Origin of the sequence: Aurantimonas sp. A2-1-M11 (assembly GCF_036549475.1) — a bacterium.
Lineage (GTDB): Bacteria > Pseudomonadota > Alphaproteobacteria > Rhizobiales > Rhizobiaceae > Aurantimonas.
This window is the reverse complement of the sequence record NZ_JAZHLI010000030.1, coordinates 37,962-53,963: the sequence shown is the minus strand read 5'-3', so window position 1 is coordinate 53,963 and position 16,002 is coordinate 37,962. Positions and strand designations below refer to the sequence as shown.

Annotated in this window: 16 protein-coding genes; 8 read left to right on the top strand and 8 right to left on the bottom strand. The window is 68.3% G+C overall.

From position 1 onward, the window contains the following. The coding region (locus VQ042_RS14585; RefSeq protein WP_331820509.1) for a hypothetical protein at window positions 1–273 on the top strand (273 nt) is incomplete at its 5' end. 12 nt (window positions 274–285) lie between these two features. Here VQ042_RS14585 and VQ042_RS14580 read toward each other — a convergent pair. The 4 genes from VQ042_RS14580 to minC all read right to left on the bottom strand — a co-directional run bounded on the left by VQ042_RS14580 (window position 286) and on the right by minC (window position 2,355). Continuing rightward, window positions 286–435 carry a hypothetical protein gene (locus VQ042_RS14580; RefSeq protein ID WP_331820507.1) on the bottom strand — a complete coding sequence of 50 codons (150 nt, stop codon included), beginning with the start codon at window positions 433–435 and terminating at the stop codon, window positions 286–288. Window positions 436–496: 61 nt separating this feature from the next. After that, window positions 497–760, bottom strand: coding sequence for a cell division topological specificity factor MinE (gene minE / locus VQ042_RS14575; RefSeq protein WP_024348772.1), 264 nt, complete (start codon window positions 758–760; stop codon window positions 497–499). Continuing rightward, entirely contained in the window at window positions 757–1,572 is an 816-nt protein-coding gene (minD, locus tag VQ042_RS14570) for a septum site-determining protein MinD (protein WP_331820501.1), read from the bottom strand. The genes minE and minD overlap by 4 nt, the downstream gene beginning before the upstream one ends. A gap of 30 nt (window positions 1,573–1,602) precedes the next feature. Beyond that, window positions 1,603–2,355, bottom strand: coding sequence for a septum site-determining protein MinC (minC, locus tag VQ042_RS14565; protein ID WP_331820498.1), 753 nt, complete (start codon window positions 2,353–2,355; stop codon window positions 1,603–1,605). 232 nt (window positions 2,356–2,587) lie between these two features. On the opposite strand from minC, the gene VQ042_RS14560 reads away from it, so the two are divergent. From VQ042_RS14560 to VQ042_RS14545, 4 genes are all read left to right on the top strand, one after another. After that, a complete protein-coding gene (locus VQ042_RS14560; RefSeq protein WP_331820496.1) occupies window positions 2,588–3,799 on the top strand; it encodes an ABC transporter substrate-binding protein in 1,212 nt (403 codons plus the stop codon). A gap of 75 nt (window positions 3,800–3,874) precedes the next feature. Further along, on the top strand, window positions 3,875–5,752 hold the full coding sequence (locus VQ042_RS14555; RefSeq protein ID WP_331820494.1) for an ABC transporter permease: 1,878 nt from the start codon (window positions 3,875–3,877) through the stop codon (window positions 5,750–5,752). Next, the gene (locus VQ042_RS14550) at window positions 5,749–6,528 is read left to right on the top strand and encodes an ABC transporter ATP-binding protein (protein ID WP_331820492.1); all 780 of its coding nucleotides are present in this window, start codon (window positions 5,749–5,751) and stop codon (window positions 6,526–6,528) included. Before VQ042_RS14555 ends, VQ042_RS14550 begins: the two co-directional genes overlap by 4 nt. Beyond that, window positions 6,521–7,222, top strand: a complete 702-nt coding sequence (locus VQ042_RS14545; RefSeq protein WP_331820490.1) for an ABC transporter ATP-binding protein — start codon at window positions 6,521–6,523, stop codon at window positions 7,220–7,222. The genes VQ042_RS14550 and VQ042_RS14545 overlap by 8 nt, the downstream gene beginning before the upstream one ends. Before the next feature lie 22 nt (window positions 7,223–7,244). Here the strand turns inward: VQ042_RS14545 and VQ042_RS14540 are convergent, their stop codons facing one another. The 3 genes from VQ042_RS14540 to VQ042_RS14530 form a co-directional block, all read right to left on the bottom strand. Then, a complete protein-coding gene (locus VQ042_RS14540; RefSeq protein ID WP_331820488.1) occupies window positions 7,245–8,384 on the bottom strand; it encodes a CaiB/BaiF CoA transferase family protein in 1,140 nt (379 codons plus the stop codon). A gap of 68 nt (window positions 8,385–8,452) precedes the next feature. Then, window positions 8,453–9,277, bottom strand: a complete 825-nt coding sequence (locus VQ042_RS14535) for a ferredoxin--NADP reductase (RefSeq protein ID WP_331820487.1) — start codon at window positions 9,275–9,277, stop codon at window positions 8,453–8,455. Between the two features lie 254 nt (window positions 9,278–9,531). Further along, entirely contained in the window at window positions 9,532–10,203 is a 672-nt protein-coding gene (locus tag VQ042_RS14530) for a TetR family transcriptional regulator (RefSeq protein WP_331820485.1), read from the bottom strand. 92 nt (window positions 10,204–10,295) lie between these two features. Here VQ042_RS14530 and VQ042_RS14525 point away from each other — a divergent pair, with 92 nt between their 5' ends. Together VQ042_RS14525 and VQ042_RS14520 are read left to right on the top strand one after the other, a co-directional pair. Beyond that, the gene (locus tag VQ042_RS14525; RefSeq protein WP_331820483.1) at window positions 10,296–11,717 is read left to right on the top strand and encodes an efflux RND transporter periplasmic adaptor subunit; all 1,422 of its coding nucleotides are present in this window, start codon (window positions 10,296–10,298) and stop codon (window positions 11,715–11,717) included. Continuing rightward, on the top strand, window positions 11,714–14,866 hold the full coding sequence (locus VQ042_RS14520) for an efflux RND transporter permease subunit (protein WP_331820481.1): 3,153 nt from the start codon (window positions 11,714–11,716) through the stop codon (window positions 14,864–14,866). Before VQ042_RS14525 ends, VQ042_RS14520 begins: the two co-directional genes overlap by 4 nt. A gap of 135 nt (window positions 14,867–15,001) precedes the next feature. Here VQ042_RS14520 and VQ042_RS14515 read toward each other — a convergent pair whose 3' ends face one another. Further along, window positions 15,002–15,280, bottom strand: a complete 279-nt coding sequence (locus VQ042_RS14515; RefSeq protein WP_331820479.1) for a DUF1289 domain-containing protein — start codon at window positions 15,278–15,280, stop codon at window positions 15,002–15,004. Between the two features lie 194 nt (window positions 15,281–15,474). On the opposite strand from VQ042_RS14515, the gene VQ042_RS14510 reads away from it, so the two are divergent. Further along, a complete protein-coding gene (locus VQ042_RS14510) occupies window positions 15,475–15,948 on the top strand; it encodes a hypothetical protein (RefSeq protein WP_331820477.1) in 474 nt (157 codons plus the stop codon). Window positions 15,949–16,002 lie beyond the last annotated feature (54 nt).

Here is a 16,002-nt window from a genome sequence, read left to right as displayed (position 1 = left end):
CAGGAGTTCGTGGAAATCATGCAGTTCGGCATTGCCGGTGCGCGGATCATCAAGCCCTTCCCAGCAGGCGACGAATTCTTCCACGGCATCCTCCCAACGGCGAAAATCCGCCGTCCAAGCGAAGAATCCATCGCAAACGCAAGTGAACAATCAGACTACAAAAATTTCCAAATGCGATTCCCCTGCCGCACCATGTCATCGGTCCCCATCGCGGGAACGCGAACGCAAAGGCCCGGCCGCAGGATGCTGCGGCCGGGCCGGAGGATCGGCTGACAAGGGGTGCGGTCAGCGCGCCGCAGACTGCTCGCAGGCTTCCACGTGCTTGGCCAGCGCCTCGTTGGAGAGGATCGCGCTGATCGTGCGGATGTCGCGGTTCTGGAACTTCGGCGTCTGCTGCAGCTCCTTGAGCCGCTCGAGCATGGTCACTCGGCTCATGGCGTTCTCCTTCTTGGCAATTCCGCGGCGAGGATTTCGCCTGCGGGTTTGGCGGGTGCCGTCAGGCGGCCCGCACACTCGCGGTCACGGGAATCTCGATGTCGACCTCCAGGGTCGAGACCTGTTCGCCGCGATCCATCTTCACGATCACCTTCTCGCGGTCGACATGGACGTGCCGTGCGATCACCGCAAGAATCTCCTCGCGCAGGAGGCCGACGAGATCGGAATGGCCGACCGTCGCGCGCTCGTGGGCGAGCAGGACCTGCAGGCGCTCGCGCGCCATCGGCGCCGAGCTCTGCTTGCTGAAGAAACTGAAAAGGCTCATGCCGCTCTCCGTCCGAAGATCTTGCCGAACAGGCCGCGCTTCTCCCCCGGGATCGTCATGGGAACGGTCTCGCCGGCCAGGCGGCGTGCGGCATCGATATAGGCCAGCGCCGGTGCGCTGCGGGCGTCGCCCAGCGTGACTGGCGTGCCGAGGTTGGATGCGCGCAGCACGTCCATCGATTCGGGGATGATGCCGAGCAGCGGGATCGACAGGATCTCCAGCACGTCCTCGACCTTCAGCATGTCGCCACGCTCGGCGCGGTTCGGGTCGTAGCGGGTCAGCAGCAGGTGCTTGTCCATGCGCTCGCCGCGTTCTGCCTTGGCGGTCTTGGCGTCGAGCAGGCCGATGATCCGGTCCGAATCGCGCACCGAGGAGACTTCCGGGTTGGTCACGACCACGGCCACGTCCGCGTGGCGCATCGCCAGCGTGGCGCCGCGCTCGATGCCGGCCGGGCTGTCGCAGATGATCCAGTCGAAGGTCTCGCGCAGCTCGTTCATGACCTTCTCCACGCCTTCCGACGTGAGATTGTCCTTGTCGCGGGTCTGCGAGGCCGGCAGCAGGAACAGCGTCTCCAGCCGCTTGTCGCGGATCAGCGCCTGCGGCAACTTGGCATCGCCCTGCACCACGTTGATCAGGTCGTAGACCACGCGGCGCTCGGCCCCCATGACGAGATCGAGATTGCGCAGGCCGACGTCGAAATCGACCACGACGGTCTTTTCGCCCCGCTGTGCCAGCGCGGCGCCGAGCGCAGCCGTGGATGTCGTCTTGCCGACGCCTCCCTTGCCCGAAGTCACCACGATTACTTTTGCCATCTCGTTCTCCTGTAAGCTGGTCGCCGCCGGCTAGACCAGAATCTCCGTCTTCAGCGTGTCGCCGTCGAGCCAGACCTGCACGGCCTGCCCGCGATGCGCCGGGTTCATGTCGTCTGCCATTTTATAGAGTCCGTCGATCGCCAGAAGCTCGGCCTCGAGCTTGCGGCAGAAGATGCGCGCCGAGGCGTTGCCCACCGAGCCCGCCATCGCCCGACCGCGCAGGGTGCCGTAGACGTGAATCGACCCGCCCGCGACGATCTCCGAGCCCGACGCGACGGAGCCCAGGATGGTCACGTCGCCTTCCGGGAAGATCACCGACTGCCCCGAGCGTACCGGCTCGTGGATGATGATCGACGGCATTGCGCGCATCGGCTGGGGCTCGGGCCGCGGGGCCGGCGCTTCGGTCCTTGGCGCGGCGCTGGTCGGCGCAACGGCCGGTTCCGGCGCGGCGGGCGGTTCGAAATCGTCGGCCGGGCGTCCGCCCTTCATGGCCGGCGGCATGCCGAAGCCCAGCAGCGAGGCGCGGGCACCCTCGATGCCCATAATCCGCACGCTGCGCTCGCCCAGTTCCCCGATCAGGTCCTTCAGCTGCGCCTGGTCGATGTCCAGACCCTCGACATCGAGGACGATCGGACGCCCGAGGAAGAAGCCGGTCGAACGCGAGGCCAGGTCGTCGAGGCGTGCCAGCCAGCGGTCGAAGGGCAGCTCGGGGGACAGCACCAGCGCAAGGAAGGAGCGGCCCTTGAGGCGGATCGGACGGGTGTCTGTTAGCGCTTTGGTCATCTGCGTTAATTTTCGGTTGCTGTGCGATCTAATCGAAGGTCGGTTAATGGCAGATTAATCCTCGGAGCCTGCGCCGGGCTGACGCCTGCGCGGCGTTTCGCCCCGCCCGCGGCGGTCTCCGGCGGGGCTATGACGTCCTTGTGGCCTTGCGATGGCGATGGCTTTCGGCCATGACCCGAGGGCAGGCTCGGCGCAGATCGGGTGCGACGGCCGCCAGACACGGGGACTAGCCATGACCACCGGACGGATGCTCGCCACGCTCGCAGGCGCCCTCGCTTGGTTCGCAGGGCTTTCGGCGCCAGGCCTCGCCCAGGAGCCGATCACCCTCGGCGAGATGAACAGCTACACCACCCTGCCCGCCTTCACCGGCCCCTATCGCAAGGGCTGGGAACTGGCGCTGGAGGAGATCAATGCCGCCGGCGGCATCGACGGCCGGCCGGTCACGGTCGTCAGCCGCGACGACAACGGCAAGCCTGCCGACGCCATCCGCATCGCCGAGGAATTCGTCGCCTCTGACGACGTCGCGATCGTGTGGGGCGGCTTCTTCTCCAATGTCGGCCTGGCCCTGACCGACTTCGCCAAACAGCGTCAGGTGCCGTATCTGGCTACCGAGCCGCTGGCCGACGCCATCGTCTGGTCGCAGGGCAACCGCTACACCTTCCGCCTGCGCCCCTCCACGGCCATGCAGGCCGCGATGCTGGCGGAGGAAGCCGCCAAGATGGACGCCACGCGCTGGGCCACCATCGCGCCGAACTATGCCTACGGCACCGACGCCGTCACCGCTTTCAAGGCGGAGCTGAAGAAGCGCAAGCCGGAGGTCGAGTTCGTCGGCGAGCAGTGGCCGCCCCAGGGCAAGCTGGATGCCGGCCCCACCGTGCGCGCGCTGGAGGCGATGAAGCCCGACGCGATCTTCAACGTCACCTTCGGGGCCGACCTCGCCAAATTCGTGCGCGAGGGCGACATCCGCGGCCTGTTCGACGGCCGCGAGGTGGTGTCCCTTCTGTCCGGCGAACCGGAATATCTGGAGCCGCTCGGCGCCGAGGCCCCGGAGGGCTGGATCGTCACCGGCTACCCCTGGTACGACATCGACACGCCGGAACATGACGCCTTCCGCAAGGCCTACGAGGCGAAATACGGCGAGCATCCCTATGCCGGCTCGCTCGTCGGCTACAATTCGATGCTCGCCATCGCCGCCGCCCTGTCGAAGGCGGGCGCCACCGATGCCGAATCCCTCGTCGCCGCCTTCGAGGGCCTCGAGGTCCCCGACGCCCCCTCCGGCCCCTTCACCTTCCGCGAAGCCGACCACCAGTCCACCATGGGCGCCTGGGTCGGTCGCACGGCGGTGCGCGACGGCCAGGGCGTCATGGTCGACTGGCGCTATGCCGACGGCGCCGACTACCTTCCGTCGCCCGAGGAAGCCCGCAAGCTGCGCCCAGCCGAATAGGCCCGCAACCCGGCCAGGCGGGCGCGCGGTGGTCCGCGCCGCGGCGTCGCCGCGCGGGTTCCCAACGAGGAGACGGTGTTGACGACGCTCGGCTTCGTATTCGCCCAGCTTCTGGCCGGCCTTGCCGACGCGTCGTCGCTGTTCCTGGTGGCGGCCGGCCTGTCGCTGATCTTCGGCGTCACGCGCATCGTCAACTTCGCCCATGGCTCGTTGTTCATGCTGGGCGCCTATGTCGCCTATTCGGCGGTGACGTTCCTGCCGACCGGCTTTCTCGGCTTCTGGGGCGGCATGCTGGCGGCGGCCGTGGCGGTCGCTCTCGTCGGCGGGCTGATCGAAGTCGTCGTCCTGCGCCGGCTCTATGCCTCGGCCGAGCTCTACCAGCTCGTCGCCACCTTCGGCGTCCTCCTCGTCATCCAGGATGTCGCCCTGGCCATCTGGGGCCCGGAGGACCTTCTGGCGCCCCGCGCGCCGGGCCTCGGCGGGGCACTGCGGATCCTCGGCGAACCGGTGCCGCAATATGATCTCCTGCTGATCGCCGCCGGTCCGGTCGTCCTGGCCGCCGTCTGGCTGGTTCTCAACCGCACCCGCTGGGGCACGCTGGTGCGCGCCGCGACCGAGGACCGCGAGATGACCGGCGCCCTCGGCGTCGACCAGGCGCGCCTGTTCACCACCGTCTTCATGCTCGGCGCCTTCCTGGCGGGGCTCGCCGGCGCGCTGCAGACCCCGCGCGAAGCGGTCAGCCTCGCCCTCGATCTCGACGTCGTGGTCGAGGCCTTCGTCATCGTCGTCGTCGGCGGGCTCGGCTCCATCGGCGGCGCCTATGCGGCCGCGGTGCTGATCGGCGTCCTCAACGCCTTCACCCTCTTGTGGTTTCCCACCCTCGCCACCGTCTTGCCCTTCCTGGTGATGGCCGCCATCTTGGTCGTGCGGCCCCACGGCCTGTTCGGCCAGCCGGCCCTCGTCGCGCCGGCCCCGGCCGAGCGCGGCGCCACGCTGCGGCTGCCCGGCCGGGCGACGACCATCCTCGTCGTCCTTGCCTTTGCCGCCTTCGCGCTGCTGCCGCTGGTCGAATCCGGCTTCGCCCTGATCCTGCTCGCCGACTTCTTCGTCGCCGCGCTGTTTGCCGCCAGCCTGCAGTTCATGATGGGTCTGGGCGGCATGATCTCCTTCGGCCACGCCGCCTTCTTCGGCCTCGGCGCCTACGGGGCGGCCCTCGCCGCGACTGCGCTCGGCCTGCCGATGCTTCCCGCCATGGCGCTGGGCGTGGCCACCGGCGGCGTCGGCGCCCTCGTCATCGGCTGGTTCTGCGTGCGCCTGTCCGGCGTATATCTCGCCATGCTGACGCTGGCGGGCGCGCAGATCCTGTGGGCCGTCGCCCTGCAATGGCAGGATGTGACCGGCGGGGACGACGGCATCCTCGGCGTCTGGCCCGACCGCTTCGCCGCCTCCCGCACGGCCTACTATCTCATCGCGCTCGGCCTTTGCGGCGCCGGTCTCTGGCTGATCCGCCGGGTCGCCCACGCACCCTTCGGCTATCTCCTGCGCGCCACCCGCGATTCGCCGCTGCGCGCCGAGGCCATCGGCCTTGACGTGCGGGGCCGCCAGCTCGCCGCCTTCGTCCTCGCCGGCCTCTTCGCCGCGCTCGCCGGCACGGTCTTCGTCTTCGCCAAGGGCAGCGTCTTTCCCACCATCCTGTCGGTGGGCCAATCCGTCGATGCGCTGCTTATGGTGCTGATCGGCGGCGTGCAGGCCCTGTCGGGCCCGATCGCCGGCGCCGCCGTCTTCGTCGGCATCGAGGATTGGGTCGGCCGGCTGCCCTATTGGCGCTCCATATTCGGCATCATCATCCTGGCCGTCTGCATCCTGGCGCCCCAGGGGCTGGCCGGCGGGCTGCGCTCGATCGCCGGCCTGGCCCGCCGCCGCGCGGCAGGCCAGCCCGGCGCTGCCGCATGAAGGCGCTCGCGATCCAGGGTCTCGCCAAGGCTTTCGGCGGTGTCGTCGCGGTCGACGATGTGGCCTTCGACCTCGCCGCGGGCGAGATGCTGGCGCTGATCGGCGCCAACGGCGCGGGCAAGTCGACCACCTTCAACATGCTCAACGGCCAGCTGCGGCCCGATCGCGGCTCGGTGCGGCTGTTCGGCGCCGAGATCGCCGGCCTGCCGGCGCGCCGCATTGCACGGCTCGGGGTCGGGCGCACCTTCCAGATCACCCAGACCTTCGCGTCGATGACCGTTCGCGAGAACCTGCAGGCCGCCCTCCTCGCCCATCGCAACCGCCGCTTCGATTTCTTTTCCCGCGCCGTTGCCGCCGAGCGCGACGCGGCCGACCGGCTGCTCGCCACCGTCGGCATGGCCGAGGCCGCCGACCGCCCCTCCGCCGAGCTCGCCTATGGCGACGTCAAGCGACTGGAACTCGCCGTCGCGCTGGCCGCATCGCCGCGGCTGCTCCTGATGGACGAGCCCACCGCCGGCATGGCGCCGCGCGAGCGCACTGCCCTGATGGCGCTGGTGCGCGGCATCGTCGAGGAGACCGGGCTCAGTGTCCTCTTCACCGAACACGACATGGACGTCGTCTTCGCCCATGCCGACCGCATCGTGGTCATGAACCGCGGCGCGGTCATCGCCGAGGGCACCGCCGAGGCGATCCGTGCCGACCCGACCGTCCGGGCGGTCTATCTGGGCGGCGGCGCCGTTGAATCGATCACTGAACAAGTGGCGCCAGATGCTTGAACTGCAGGCGATCGACAGCTTCTACGGTGAAGCCCACATCCTGCACGGCGTCTCGCTCGCCGTGCAGTCGGGCGAGATCGTCGCCCTCATCGGGCGCAACGGCGCCGGCAAGTCGACGACGCTGAAGAGCGCCATGGGCCTGGTGCGCCCGCGCCGCGGCACGGTGCGCTATCGCGGCACCGACATCACCGGCCTGCCGCCCTACCGCATCGCCCGCATGGGTCTCGGCTACGTCCCCGAGGACCGTCGCATCTTCAAGGACCTGACCGTGGCGGAGAATCTCGAGGTCGGCCGCCGCGACGCCATCGACGATGACGCGCCCTGGACCCCGGCGCGGCTCTACGACCTTTTCCCCAATCTCGGCGAACGCAGCGGCCAGAAGGGCGGCCGCCTGTCGGGCGGCGAACAGCAGATGCTCAGCCTCGCCCGCACGCTGATGGGCAATCCCGAGACGCTGCTTCTGGACGAGCCCTCCGAAGGCATCGCCCCCGTGATCGTCGACGCCATGGCCGCCGCGATCCTCGACCTCAAGCGCGAGGGCCTGTCGGTGCTTTTGTCGGAACAGAATCTCGGCTTCGCCCGCGCCATCGCCGATCGCGCGGTCATCATCGAAACCGGCACCGTCTGCTTCACTGGCAGTTTCGCCGAGATGGAAGCCGATCCCGAGATCGTCTCCAGCCATCTTGCCGTCTAGCCGACTGTCCCTGCCAGCGACCTCAGCCGCCGTCGCCGAAGCGCGCGCCCTGATGCTCGCCGAGCCGTGGCGCCGGCCGCTCCAGCGACAGTTCGGCCGCGCCATAGGTGATCGGGCTGCGCACGCCCGCCGTGCCGCCGGGCGCGATCTGCATGCCGCGATGGACGATCTGCGGATCGGCAAAGACGTCGGCGACATCGTTGATCGGCCCCGACGGCACCCCCACCGGCTCAAGCGCCGCGAGAAGGTCGTCGCGGCGCCACGCGGCGATCGCACCCGCCAGGATCGGCGCCAGTGCCTCGCGATGGGCGACCCGCGCCTCGTTGGTGGCATACAGCGGATCCGCGGCGAGCTGCGGCAGGCCGAGGACGGCGCACAGGCGCGCGAACTGCCGGTCGTTGCCGCAGGCGATGATCAGATGGCCGTCGGCGACCGGGAAGACCTGATACGGCACAATGTTGGGATGGGCATTGCCGAGCCGCGTCGGGGCGAGGCCCGTTGCGAAGAAGTTCAGCGCCTGGTTGGCCAGCACGCCCGCCATGCAGTCGTAGAGCGCCATGTCGACATACTGGCCGCGCCCGGTCCGTTCCCGGTCGGCCAGCGCCGCCTGGATGGCGATCGTGCCGTAGAGGCCGGTGAAGATGTCGGCAAAGGCGACGCCGATCTTCTGGGGCTCGCCCGCCGGATCGCCGGTCAGGCTCATGATCCCGCCCATGCCCTGGATCATGAAGTCGTAGCCGGCTCGGCCGGCATAGGGCCCGTCCTGGCCGAAGCCGGTGACCGAGCAGTAGACGAGGCGTGGATTGACCGCCGCCAGGCTTGCATGGTCGAGGCCGAACTTCGCCAGTCCGCCGACCTTGAAGTTCTCGACCAGGACGTCGGCCTCTTCTGCCAGTTCGCGCACCAGCGCCCGCCCCGCCTCGGTGGCGAAATCGGCGACCACGGACCGCTTGCCGCGGTTGCAGGCATGGAAATAGGCGGCCGTGCGCTCGCCGTCCCGCTCGACGAAGGGCGGGCCCCAGCCGCGCGTATCGTCGCCGGCCGGGCTCTCCACCTTGATCACGTCGGCGCCGAGATCGGCAAGCGTCTGGCCGATCCACGGACCGGCCAGGATGCGGGCGAGTTCCAGGACCTTCAGTCCGGCATGGGGAGCGTGCGTCATCGGGCCGGCGTGCCGCCCGGCGCCGTCTCTGTCAAGCACGGCGCGCGATGCGCCGGCATTTCATCGGATCAGTCCACGAAGGCGCGTTCGACGACGAAGGTGCCCGGCTTGTTGTTGGCACCTTCCTCGAAGCCGCGTGCCTCCAGCAGCGCCTCGGTATCCTTCAGCATCGCCATGGAGCCGCAGATCATCGCCCGGTCGGTCTCCGGGTCGAGCGGCGCGATGCCCAGATCCTGGAACAGCCTGCCGTTCTCGATCAGCGTGGTGATGCGGTGGCCGCGCGTCTCGCCCTCGCGGGTCGCGCTGGCATGGAAGATCAGCTTGTCGCCGATGAACTCGCTCATCAGCTCGTCGGTCCGGCAGGTCTCCACCAGTTCGCGGCCATAGGCGAGCTCGGCATCGCCGCGGCAGGTCTGGGTCAGGATCACCTGGTCGAACTTCTCGTAGGTCTCCGGGTCGCGGATCACCGAGGCAAACGGCGCGATGCCGGTACCGGTCGAGAACAGGAACAGCCGCTTGCCCGGCTTCAGCGCGTCGTGGACGAGCGTCCCCGTCGCCTTCTTGCGCATCAGCACCGTGTCGCCGACCTTGATCTTCTGCAGATGCTCGGTCAGCGGGCCGTTCGGCACCTTGATGGAGAAGAACTCCAGTTCCTCGTCCCAGGCGGGGCTGGCGATCGAATAGGCGCGATAGACCGGCTTCTCCGCGTTCGGCAGGCCAATCATCACGAACTCGCCCGAGCGGAAGCGGAAGCTCTGCGGCCGGGTGATGCGGAACGCGAACAGACTGTCGGTGTAATGCGTCACCATGGTCACGGTCTCGGCGAAGACGCCCGCGGGAATCGGGAAGGTGGGCTCCGGCGAATGCTCCGGCTGGCGGGCGAGAGAACTCATCAGGCGTCGTTCCTTTTCAGTGTCCGTGTCCGCCCGGATCGTCCCGGCCCGGCGCGCAGGCCGGCATCTTGCCGCGGTTGGTTGGTTGCCGGGAAGACGGCAGGTCCGGCATGACCGTGCCTACATCGCAGTCGTGCCGGAAGATAGAACCCCTGCTGCGCCATTGCAGCGTCGCACGTTCCAAATATCGCCATCCTTCGGGGAAAACATTCGCTGCCCCGCATGGCAACGCAGCGCCTGCGTCCTGCCTGGCCTCAGGTGGCATCCGCCACCACACCCGTCTGCGCCTTCTCTTCCAAGCAGGCGACCCGCGCGCCGGCACAGGCGAAGCCGGCAATGACGCTGCGCACCACCCGGGTGCCGACCCCGGTCAGGTCGAAGCCGCGATCCGAGCGCAACCATTCGGAAATCACCCCGCTCACCGCGCAGACATAGGCCGTTGCCGCCTCTTTCGGCTCCCATTCGTGCTTCAGCTCGCCGCGATGCTGCACCGCGGCGAAAATCCCGGAAACAGCCTTGTGCATGGTCTCCTCGGCGTCGGTCCGCCGGATCATCGCATCCTGCATCTCGCCCACATATTCGCAGCGGAACAGGAGGATCGTCAGCACCTTACGGGTTCTTTCGTCGCGCTCCAGATGCCTGAGCGCCTCGATCGTGTTCTCGTAGAGATCCTGCAGGGAGCGGCGGCCGGCGCAGGCCTGTTCGTCGAAGAACTCCTCCTGCGGCAGGCGGGCGCGGTCCTGCATCGCCTGGAACAGTACGAGCTTGTTGGCGAAGTGCCAGTAGATCGCGCCGCGGGTGAGGCCTGCGGTCGCGGCAATGTGACCGAGGGTCGTCGAAGCGACGCCCTTTTCGTAGAACAACGTTTCCGCAGCGTCGAGGATCGCCTCGCGCGTCTGCAGGGCATCCTGCTTCGTGCGTCTCAAATCCTGCCTCCCTTGCTCGGATACATTTATGCATGTATGTATGCTGCAATGCAAGAGAACGCCGCCGGAGCCGGCCGGAAAAAGGTTTTACAATGCGCGGACTTAACCTGATTTTGCGCATGACGGCACTGGCCGCCGCGTCGCTGGCGACGACCAGCCTTTCCCTGGCACAGGGCGCCGGCGGCACCCCGCCCCCGCCCGCCGTGACCGTGCAGACCGTCAAGACCACGAGCCTGCCGGTCACCTACGAATATGCCGGCCGCGTCGCCTCCTCCCGCGAGGTTGAGGTGCGCGCCCGCGTCGGCGGCATCCTGCTGGAACGCGATTTCGACGAAGGCTCGCAGGTGGCTGCCGGCACCCTCCTGTTCCGCATCGATCCGGCGACCTACGAGGCCCAGGTCGCGCTGGCCAGGGCGCAGGTCCTGCAGGCCCAGGCCCAGCTCGGCCAGGCACAGCGCAGCGAAGCCCGGGCCCGCCAGCTCGCCCGCAGCGGGGCATCGAGCCAGGCCACCCTCGAGGATTCGATCTCGGCGCGAGAACTCGCCGAGGCGCAGGTCGCGGCCGCCGAGGCGCAGCTGCGCACCGCCAATCTCTCGCTGGACTACGCGACCGTCGAGGCGCCGGTCGGCGGCGTCACCAGCCTGGAACAGGTGCCCGAAGGCAGTCTGCTCAGCACCGGCGACCTGCTCACCCGCATCAGCCGGCTCGACCCGGTCTATGTGAACTTCTCGGCTGCCGACACCGAGGCCGCCTCGATCCGCGAGCTGGTCGAAAGCGGCCAGCTGCAGGGCTCCTCGTCGCCGTCCGACCTCACCGTCACCGTGATGTTCGGCGACGGCGAGACCTACGGCCAGACCGGCACCATCGACTTTACCTCCACCACCATCGATTCCCAGACCGGCACGATCCTGTCGCGCGCTGTGCTGCCGAACCCCGACACCAGGCTGCTGCCGGGCCAGTTCGTGCGCCTGCAGCTCGAGGGTCTGTCCATCGAGGATGCCATCGAGTTGCCGATGGAGGCGCTGATGCAGGGGCCGCAGGGCACGTTCGTCTACACGCTGACCGACGAGAATGTCGCCGAGGTCCGCCCGATCGTCGTCGGCCGCAATCTCGACGGCTCCATCGTCGTCTCGGAAGGGCTGGCGAATGGTGACCGGGTCATCGTCAAGGGCGTCGTCAAGGTCCGCCCGGGCGCGCCGGTCGACCCGCAGCCGGCGGCCGAGCCGGCCGGTGAAGACGCCACAGGCGCCGACGCGGCCGCTGCCACCGATGCGCCGAAGCCCGCCGAGCCCGAGCCGGCCGCGTCTCAGCCTGCAGAGGCCGATGCCGAGCAGCAGGGTGTGATCCAGCCCGACGCAGGCGATGCGGACAAGGTGGTTGTCGAAGCCGGAACGGCCTCGGGCACCGGCATTCGGACGAACGAGCCGCCGGTCCCCCTGACCGCCCTGCCCGATGGCGATGACGCCCGCCGCGCCACGAATGGCGACGAAGCGGCAGCGGAGTCCGCGCGATGAACGCCCGCTTCTTCGTCGACCGGCCGATCTTCGCGGCCGTCATCTCGATCCTCATCACCCTCGGCGGCCTGCTGTCGATCAGCGCGCTGCCGATCGAGCAATATCCGCAGCTGGTGCCGCCACAGGTCCAGGTGCGCGCCTCCTATCCCGGCGCCAGCGCCGAGACCATCGCCCAGACCGTCGCCGCGCCGATCGAGCAGCAGATCAACGGCGTCGAGGACATGCTGTACATGCAGTCCACGAACTCCTCGACGGGCACGGCGACGATCACCGTCACCTTCGCCAGCGGCACCGATCCCGACCAGGCGACGATCAACGTCAACAACCGCGTGCAGCAGGCCAATGCCTCCCTGCCCGAGCAGGTCCAGCGACTCGGCGTCACCGTCGCCAAGCAGAACTCGTCGATCCTGGCGGTTCTGACCATGTCGTCGACGGATCCGCGTTACGACGCGACCTATGTGTCGAACTACGTGCTGCTCAACGTCCTCGACGAGCTCAAGCGGCTGCCGGGCATCGGCGAGGCGCAGCTCTTCGGCGCCCGCAACTATTCCATGCGCATCTGGCTGCGCCCGGACGCGCTGGCCTCCTACGATCTCACGCCCGGCGACGTCGCCACCGCGATCCGCGATCAGAACGCCCAGTTCGCCGCCGGCCAGTTCGGCGCTCCGCCCACCAACACCGATCTCGCCTTCACCTATTCGGTGACCACGGCCGGCCGCCTGCCCGACAGGGAGGCGTTCGAGAACATCATCCTGCGCTCCGACCAGAACGGCTCGTCGCTGCTGCTCAAGGACGTGGCGCGGGTCGAGCTCGGTGCCCAGGATTACGGCTTCAACGCCACCTACAACGGCACGCCCACCGTGCCCATCGGCATCTATCTGCAGCCGGGCGCCAATGCCCTCGACACGCTCGCCGGCGTCAACGAGCGCATGCAGGAGCTGTCCGGCTCCTTCCCGGACGGCATCAGCTTCGCCATCCCCTACGACACGACGAAGTTCATCGAGGCCTCGATCGAGGAGGTGGTCATCACCTTCATGGAGGCGATGGCGCTGGTCTTCGTCGTCGTCTTCGTCTTCCTGCAGAGCTTCCGCGCGACGCTGATCCCGATGATCGCCGTGCCGGTGTCGATCATCGGCACCTTCGGCGTGCTTTTGGCGCTCGGATTCTCGATCAACCTCCTGACGCTGTTCGGCCTGGTGCTGGCGATCGGCATCGTCGTCGACGACGCCATCGTCGTCCTGGAGAATGTCGAGCGGATCATGCGGACCGAGGGCCTCAAGGCCAGGGACGCCACGGCCAAGGCAATGACCGAGGTCGCCGGGCCGGTGATCGCCATCGTGCTGGTGCTGTGCGCCGTGTTCATCCCGGTCGCCTTCCTCGGCGGCCTCGCCGGCACGATGTATCGCCAGTTCGCGGTGACCATCGCCGTGTCGGTCACGATCTCCGGCATAGTCGCGCTGACGCTGACCCCGGCGCTCTGCGGCCTCCTGCTCAAGAACAGCCATTCCGAGCCATGGGCGCCGTTCCGCTGGTTCAACAGCGGCTTCGACAAGCTCACCCGCGCCTACGGGGCGGGCGTTGCCTTCATCATGCGCTGCGCGATCCTGGCGCTGGTGCTGTTCGCCGGCGTCGTCGGCGGCAGCTACTACATGTTCCAGGCCATCCCCGGCTCGCTGGTTCCCGACGAGGATCAGGGCGTCAATTTCGTCATCGCGATCCTGCCGCCGGCCGCCTCCCTGGCGCGCACCACCGAGGTGATGGAGCAGGTCAGCGAGAATCTGCGCCAGCACCCGGCCGTGCAGGACGTCACCGCCTTTGCGGGCTTCGACCTCCTCGCCGGCACGCAGAAATCCAGCGCCGGCGTGGCCTTCGTCAGCCTCAAGGACTGGGGCGAACGCACCGATCCGTCGCTCGACGCCCGCAATCTCGTCGGCCCGTTCATCGGCATGAATGCCGGCATCCAGGACGGCATGGTGCTCGCCTTCAACCCGCCACCGATCCAGGGCCTGTCGACCACCGGCGGCTTCGACCTGTTCGTCCAGGACCGCCGCAATGCCGGGGCGCAGTCGCTGATCGAGGCGACCAACGCCCTCGTGGCCGCCGCCGCCGAGCGGCCGGAACTGGCCGGCGTGCGCACCACCTTCTCGGCCAATGTCCCGCAGTACCAGATCGACGTCGACCGCCAGAAGGCCAAGGCGCTGGACGTGCCGATCTCGTCGATCTTCGAGACCATGCAGTCGACCTTCGGGTCGCTCTACGTCAACGACTTCACCCTGCTCGGCCGCAACTACCGCGTCTCGCTCCAGTCGGAATCGGATTTCCGCGAGAAACCCGAGGATCTGCGCTTCGTCTACGTCAAGGCGACCAATGGCGCGATGATCCCCCTCGACGCCCTGCTCTCGGTGGAGCGGATCGTCGGGCCCGACCTGATCGAGCGCTTCAACGCGTTCAACGCCGCCAAGGTCTCCGGCGGCCCCGCCCCCGGCTTCTCCTCCGGCCAGGCGCTGGCGGCGATGCAGGAGGTCGCGGCGGCGAGCCTGCCCGAGGGCTACCAGGTCGCCTGGACGGGCTCGGCCTATCAGGAGATCGCCTCGGGCGGCACCGGACTGGTCGCCATCGGCTTCGGCATCCTCATGGTGTTCCTGATCCTGTCGGCCCAGTACGAGCGCTGGTCGCTGCCGATCGCCGTCCTCCTGGCGGTGCCCTTCGCCATGCTCGGCGCATTGCTCGCGATCTGGCTCCGCGGCCTCGACAACGACGTCTATTTCCAGATCGGTCTGGTGACGCTGGTGGGGCTGGCGGCCAAGAACGCCATCCTGATCGTGGAGTTCGCGGTCCTGAAGCGGGCGGAGGGCCTGTCGGCCTTCGACGCCGCGCTGGAAGGCGCCAAGCTGCGCTTCCGGCCGATCATCATGACGTCGCTGGCCTTCATCCTTGGCGTCGTGCCGCTGGCGATCTCCACCGGCGCCGGCTCGGCCAGCCGCCACTCGATCGGCACCGGCGTCATCGGCGGCATGCTGGCGGCGACCTTCGTGGCGATCTTCTTCATCCCGCTCTTCTACATGCTGCTCGCCCGCAAGCAGCCTGCGCCGAAGACGGCCGCGCCCGCATCGGGGGGCGACAACGAGGCATCGGTACCGGCCGAATAACGGGCCCGGCCTCCACCACGCGACAAACGAAAAGGGCGGCGCGCCGGATTGGCGCGCCGCCATTTTTATCGAGTTAGCCCAAAATATTGCCGGCAGGTCCGGAATCGGTTTCTCAGCCGCCTGCGGGCACCAGGCTCACGCCTCGGCCGGCACCTCCAGCTTGTCGAGCGGGCATGGCTGGTCCTTCTTGGCGCATTTGCGCCGATAGACATGCGCCCAGCGATCGTAGCGCCCGGCCGCGGCCAGCCGCTCGGCGATCAGCCGGAAGAACGCCTTCTTCTCGGCCTTGCCGTCCAGCCGCTTGAACCGCTTCTTGTCCGGCTTGGTCATGGCGCAGCCGATGCAGCGGCCGCCATCCTTGTACTTGCAGATGTCGATGCAGGGTGACGGGGCATCGCCCCAACGCTTGGCCACGCGGCCTCCTGTGATGAGATTGCCGGAAGGGCGACGGCCCGGTGGGTCCCCACCCGGCACGCGGCATTTCCCTTCCATTCCCGGTCTGCTATGAATAGATGAAAGTAGTTGTCAAGTTTGGAACGGTTCCAGGTATCGGCATCATCGCCGGCTCCGGTTTCGTCCCGCACGGCTTTCCTCAACGCGGAAATATCATGTCTGCATTGCCCCTGACCGATTCATCCCTGCCGCACATCGCGGCGCCCGCGCGCGTACTGGCCTTTCCCGGCGGTGACTGCCCGACGGTCCGGCCCGCAACGCCGCAACTGACCGATGACGAATGCGACGAATTGAACCGTCTGCGCTGGTTCGCGTTGAAGAGCCGTCTGGCGCCAAAGCCGGATCTGGAACGCGCCTGCTTCCTGCTGGCCGGCGAATCCAACGTCTCGCTGGAGCGCTTTGCCATCGCCTTCTTCCGCGGCCTGTCGGCCAGGAGCCTGCGGGAGATGGTGTTCTACCGGCCGGGGGCACGCCACGCTTCGGATGACGAGATCTGGCTGCTGCGCCTCCTGTCGGTGCTGCGCTCCGGCGAGAATGCCGCCGCCGGCGCGCTCGTCGCCTGGCGGGTACGCCCGGATGGCCGGCGCTGGCTGCGATTCCTCGCCGCCTCCCTCGCGAACGCCCTGTGAAGCGAAAAACTGCCTGGGGCGGATCGCCGCAACCTTGCCACGGACGGACCGAGG

Bases quoted from the DNA above. Each gene is read 5' to 3' on its own strand.
- VQ042_RS14580 (WP_331820507.1), bottom strand. From the start codon at position 435: ATGAGCCGAGTGACCATGCTCGAGCGGCTCAAGGAGCTGCAGCAGACG.
- minE (WP_024348772.1), bottom strand. From the start codon at position 760: ATGAGCCTTTTCAGTTTCTTCAGCAAGCAGAGCTCGGCGCCGATGGCG.
- minD (WP_331820501.1), bottom strand. From the start codon at position 1,572: ATGGCAAAAGTAATCGTGGTGACTTCGGGCAAGGGAGGCGTCGGCAAG.
- minC (WP_331820498.1), bottom strand. From the start codon at position 2,355: ATGACCAAAGCGCTAACAGACACCCGTCCGATCCGCCTCAAGGGCCGC.
- VQ042_RS14560 (WP_331820496.1), top strand. From the start codon at position 2,588: ATGACCACCGGACGGATGCTCGCCACGCTCGCAGGCGCCCTCGCTTGG.
- VQ042_RS14550 (WP_331820492.1), top strand. From the start codon at position 5,749: ATGAAGGCGCTCGCGATCCAGGGTCTCGCCAAGGCTTTCGGCGGTGTC.
- VQ042_RS14545 (WP_331820490.1), top strand. From the start codon at position 6,521: ATGCTTGAACTGCAGGCGATCGACAGCTTCTACGGTGAAGCCCACATC.
- VQ042_RS14540 (WP_331820488.1), bottom strand. From the start codon at position 8,384: ATGACGCACGCTCCCCATGCCGGACTGAAGGTCCTGGAACTCGCCCGC.
- VQ042_RS14535 (WP_331820487.1), bottom strand. From the start codon at position 9,277: ATGAGTTCTCTCGCCCGCCAGCCGGAGCATTCGCCGGAGCCCACCTTC.
- VQ042_RS14525 (WP_331820483.1), top strand. From the start codon at position 10,296: ATGCGCGGACTTAACCTGATTTTGCGCATGACGGCACTGGCCGCCGCG.
- VQ042_RS14520 (WP_331820481.1), top strand. From the start codon at position 11,714: ATGAACGCCCGCTTCTTCGTCGACCGGCCGATCTTCGCGGCCGTCATC.
- VQ042_RS14510 (WP_331820477.1), top strand. From the start codon at position 15,475: ATGTCTGCATTGCCCCTGACCGATTCATCCCTGCCGCACATCGCGGCG.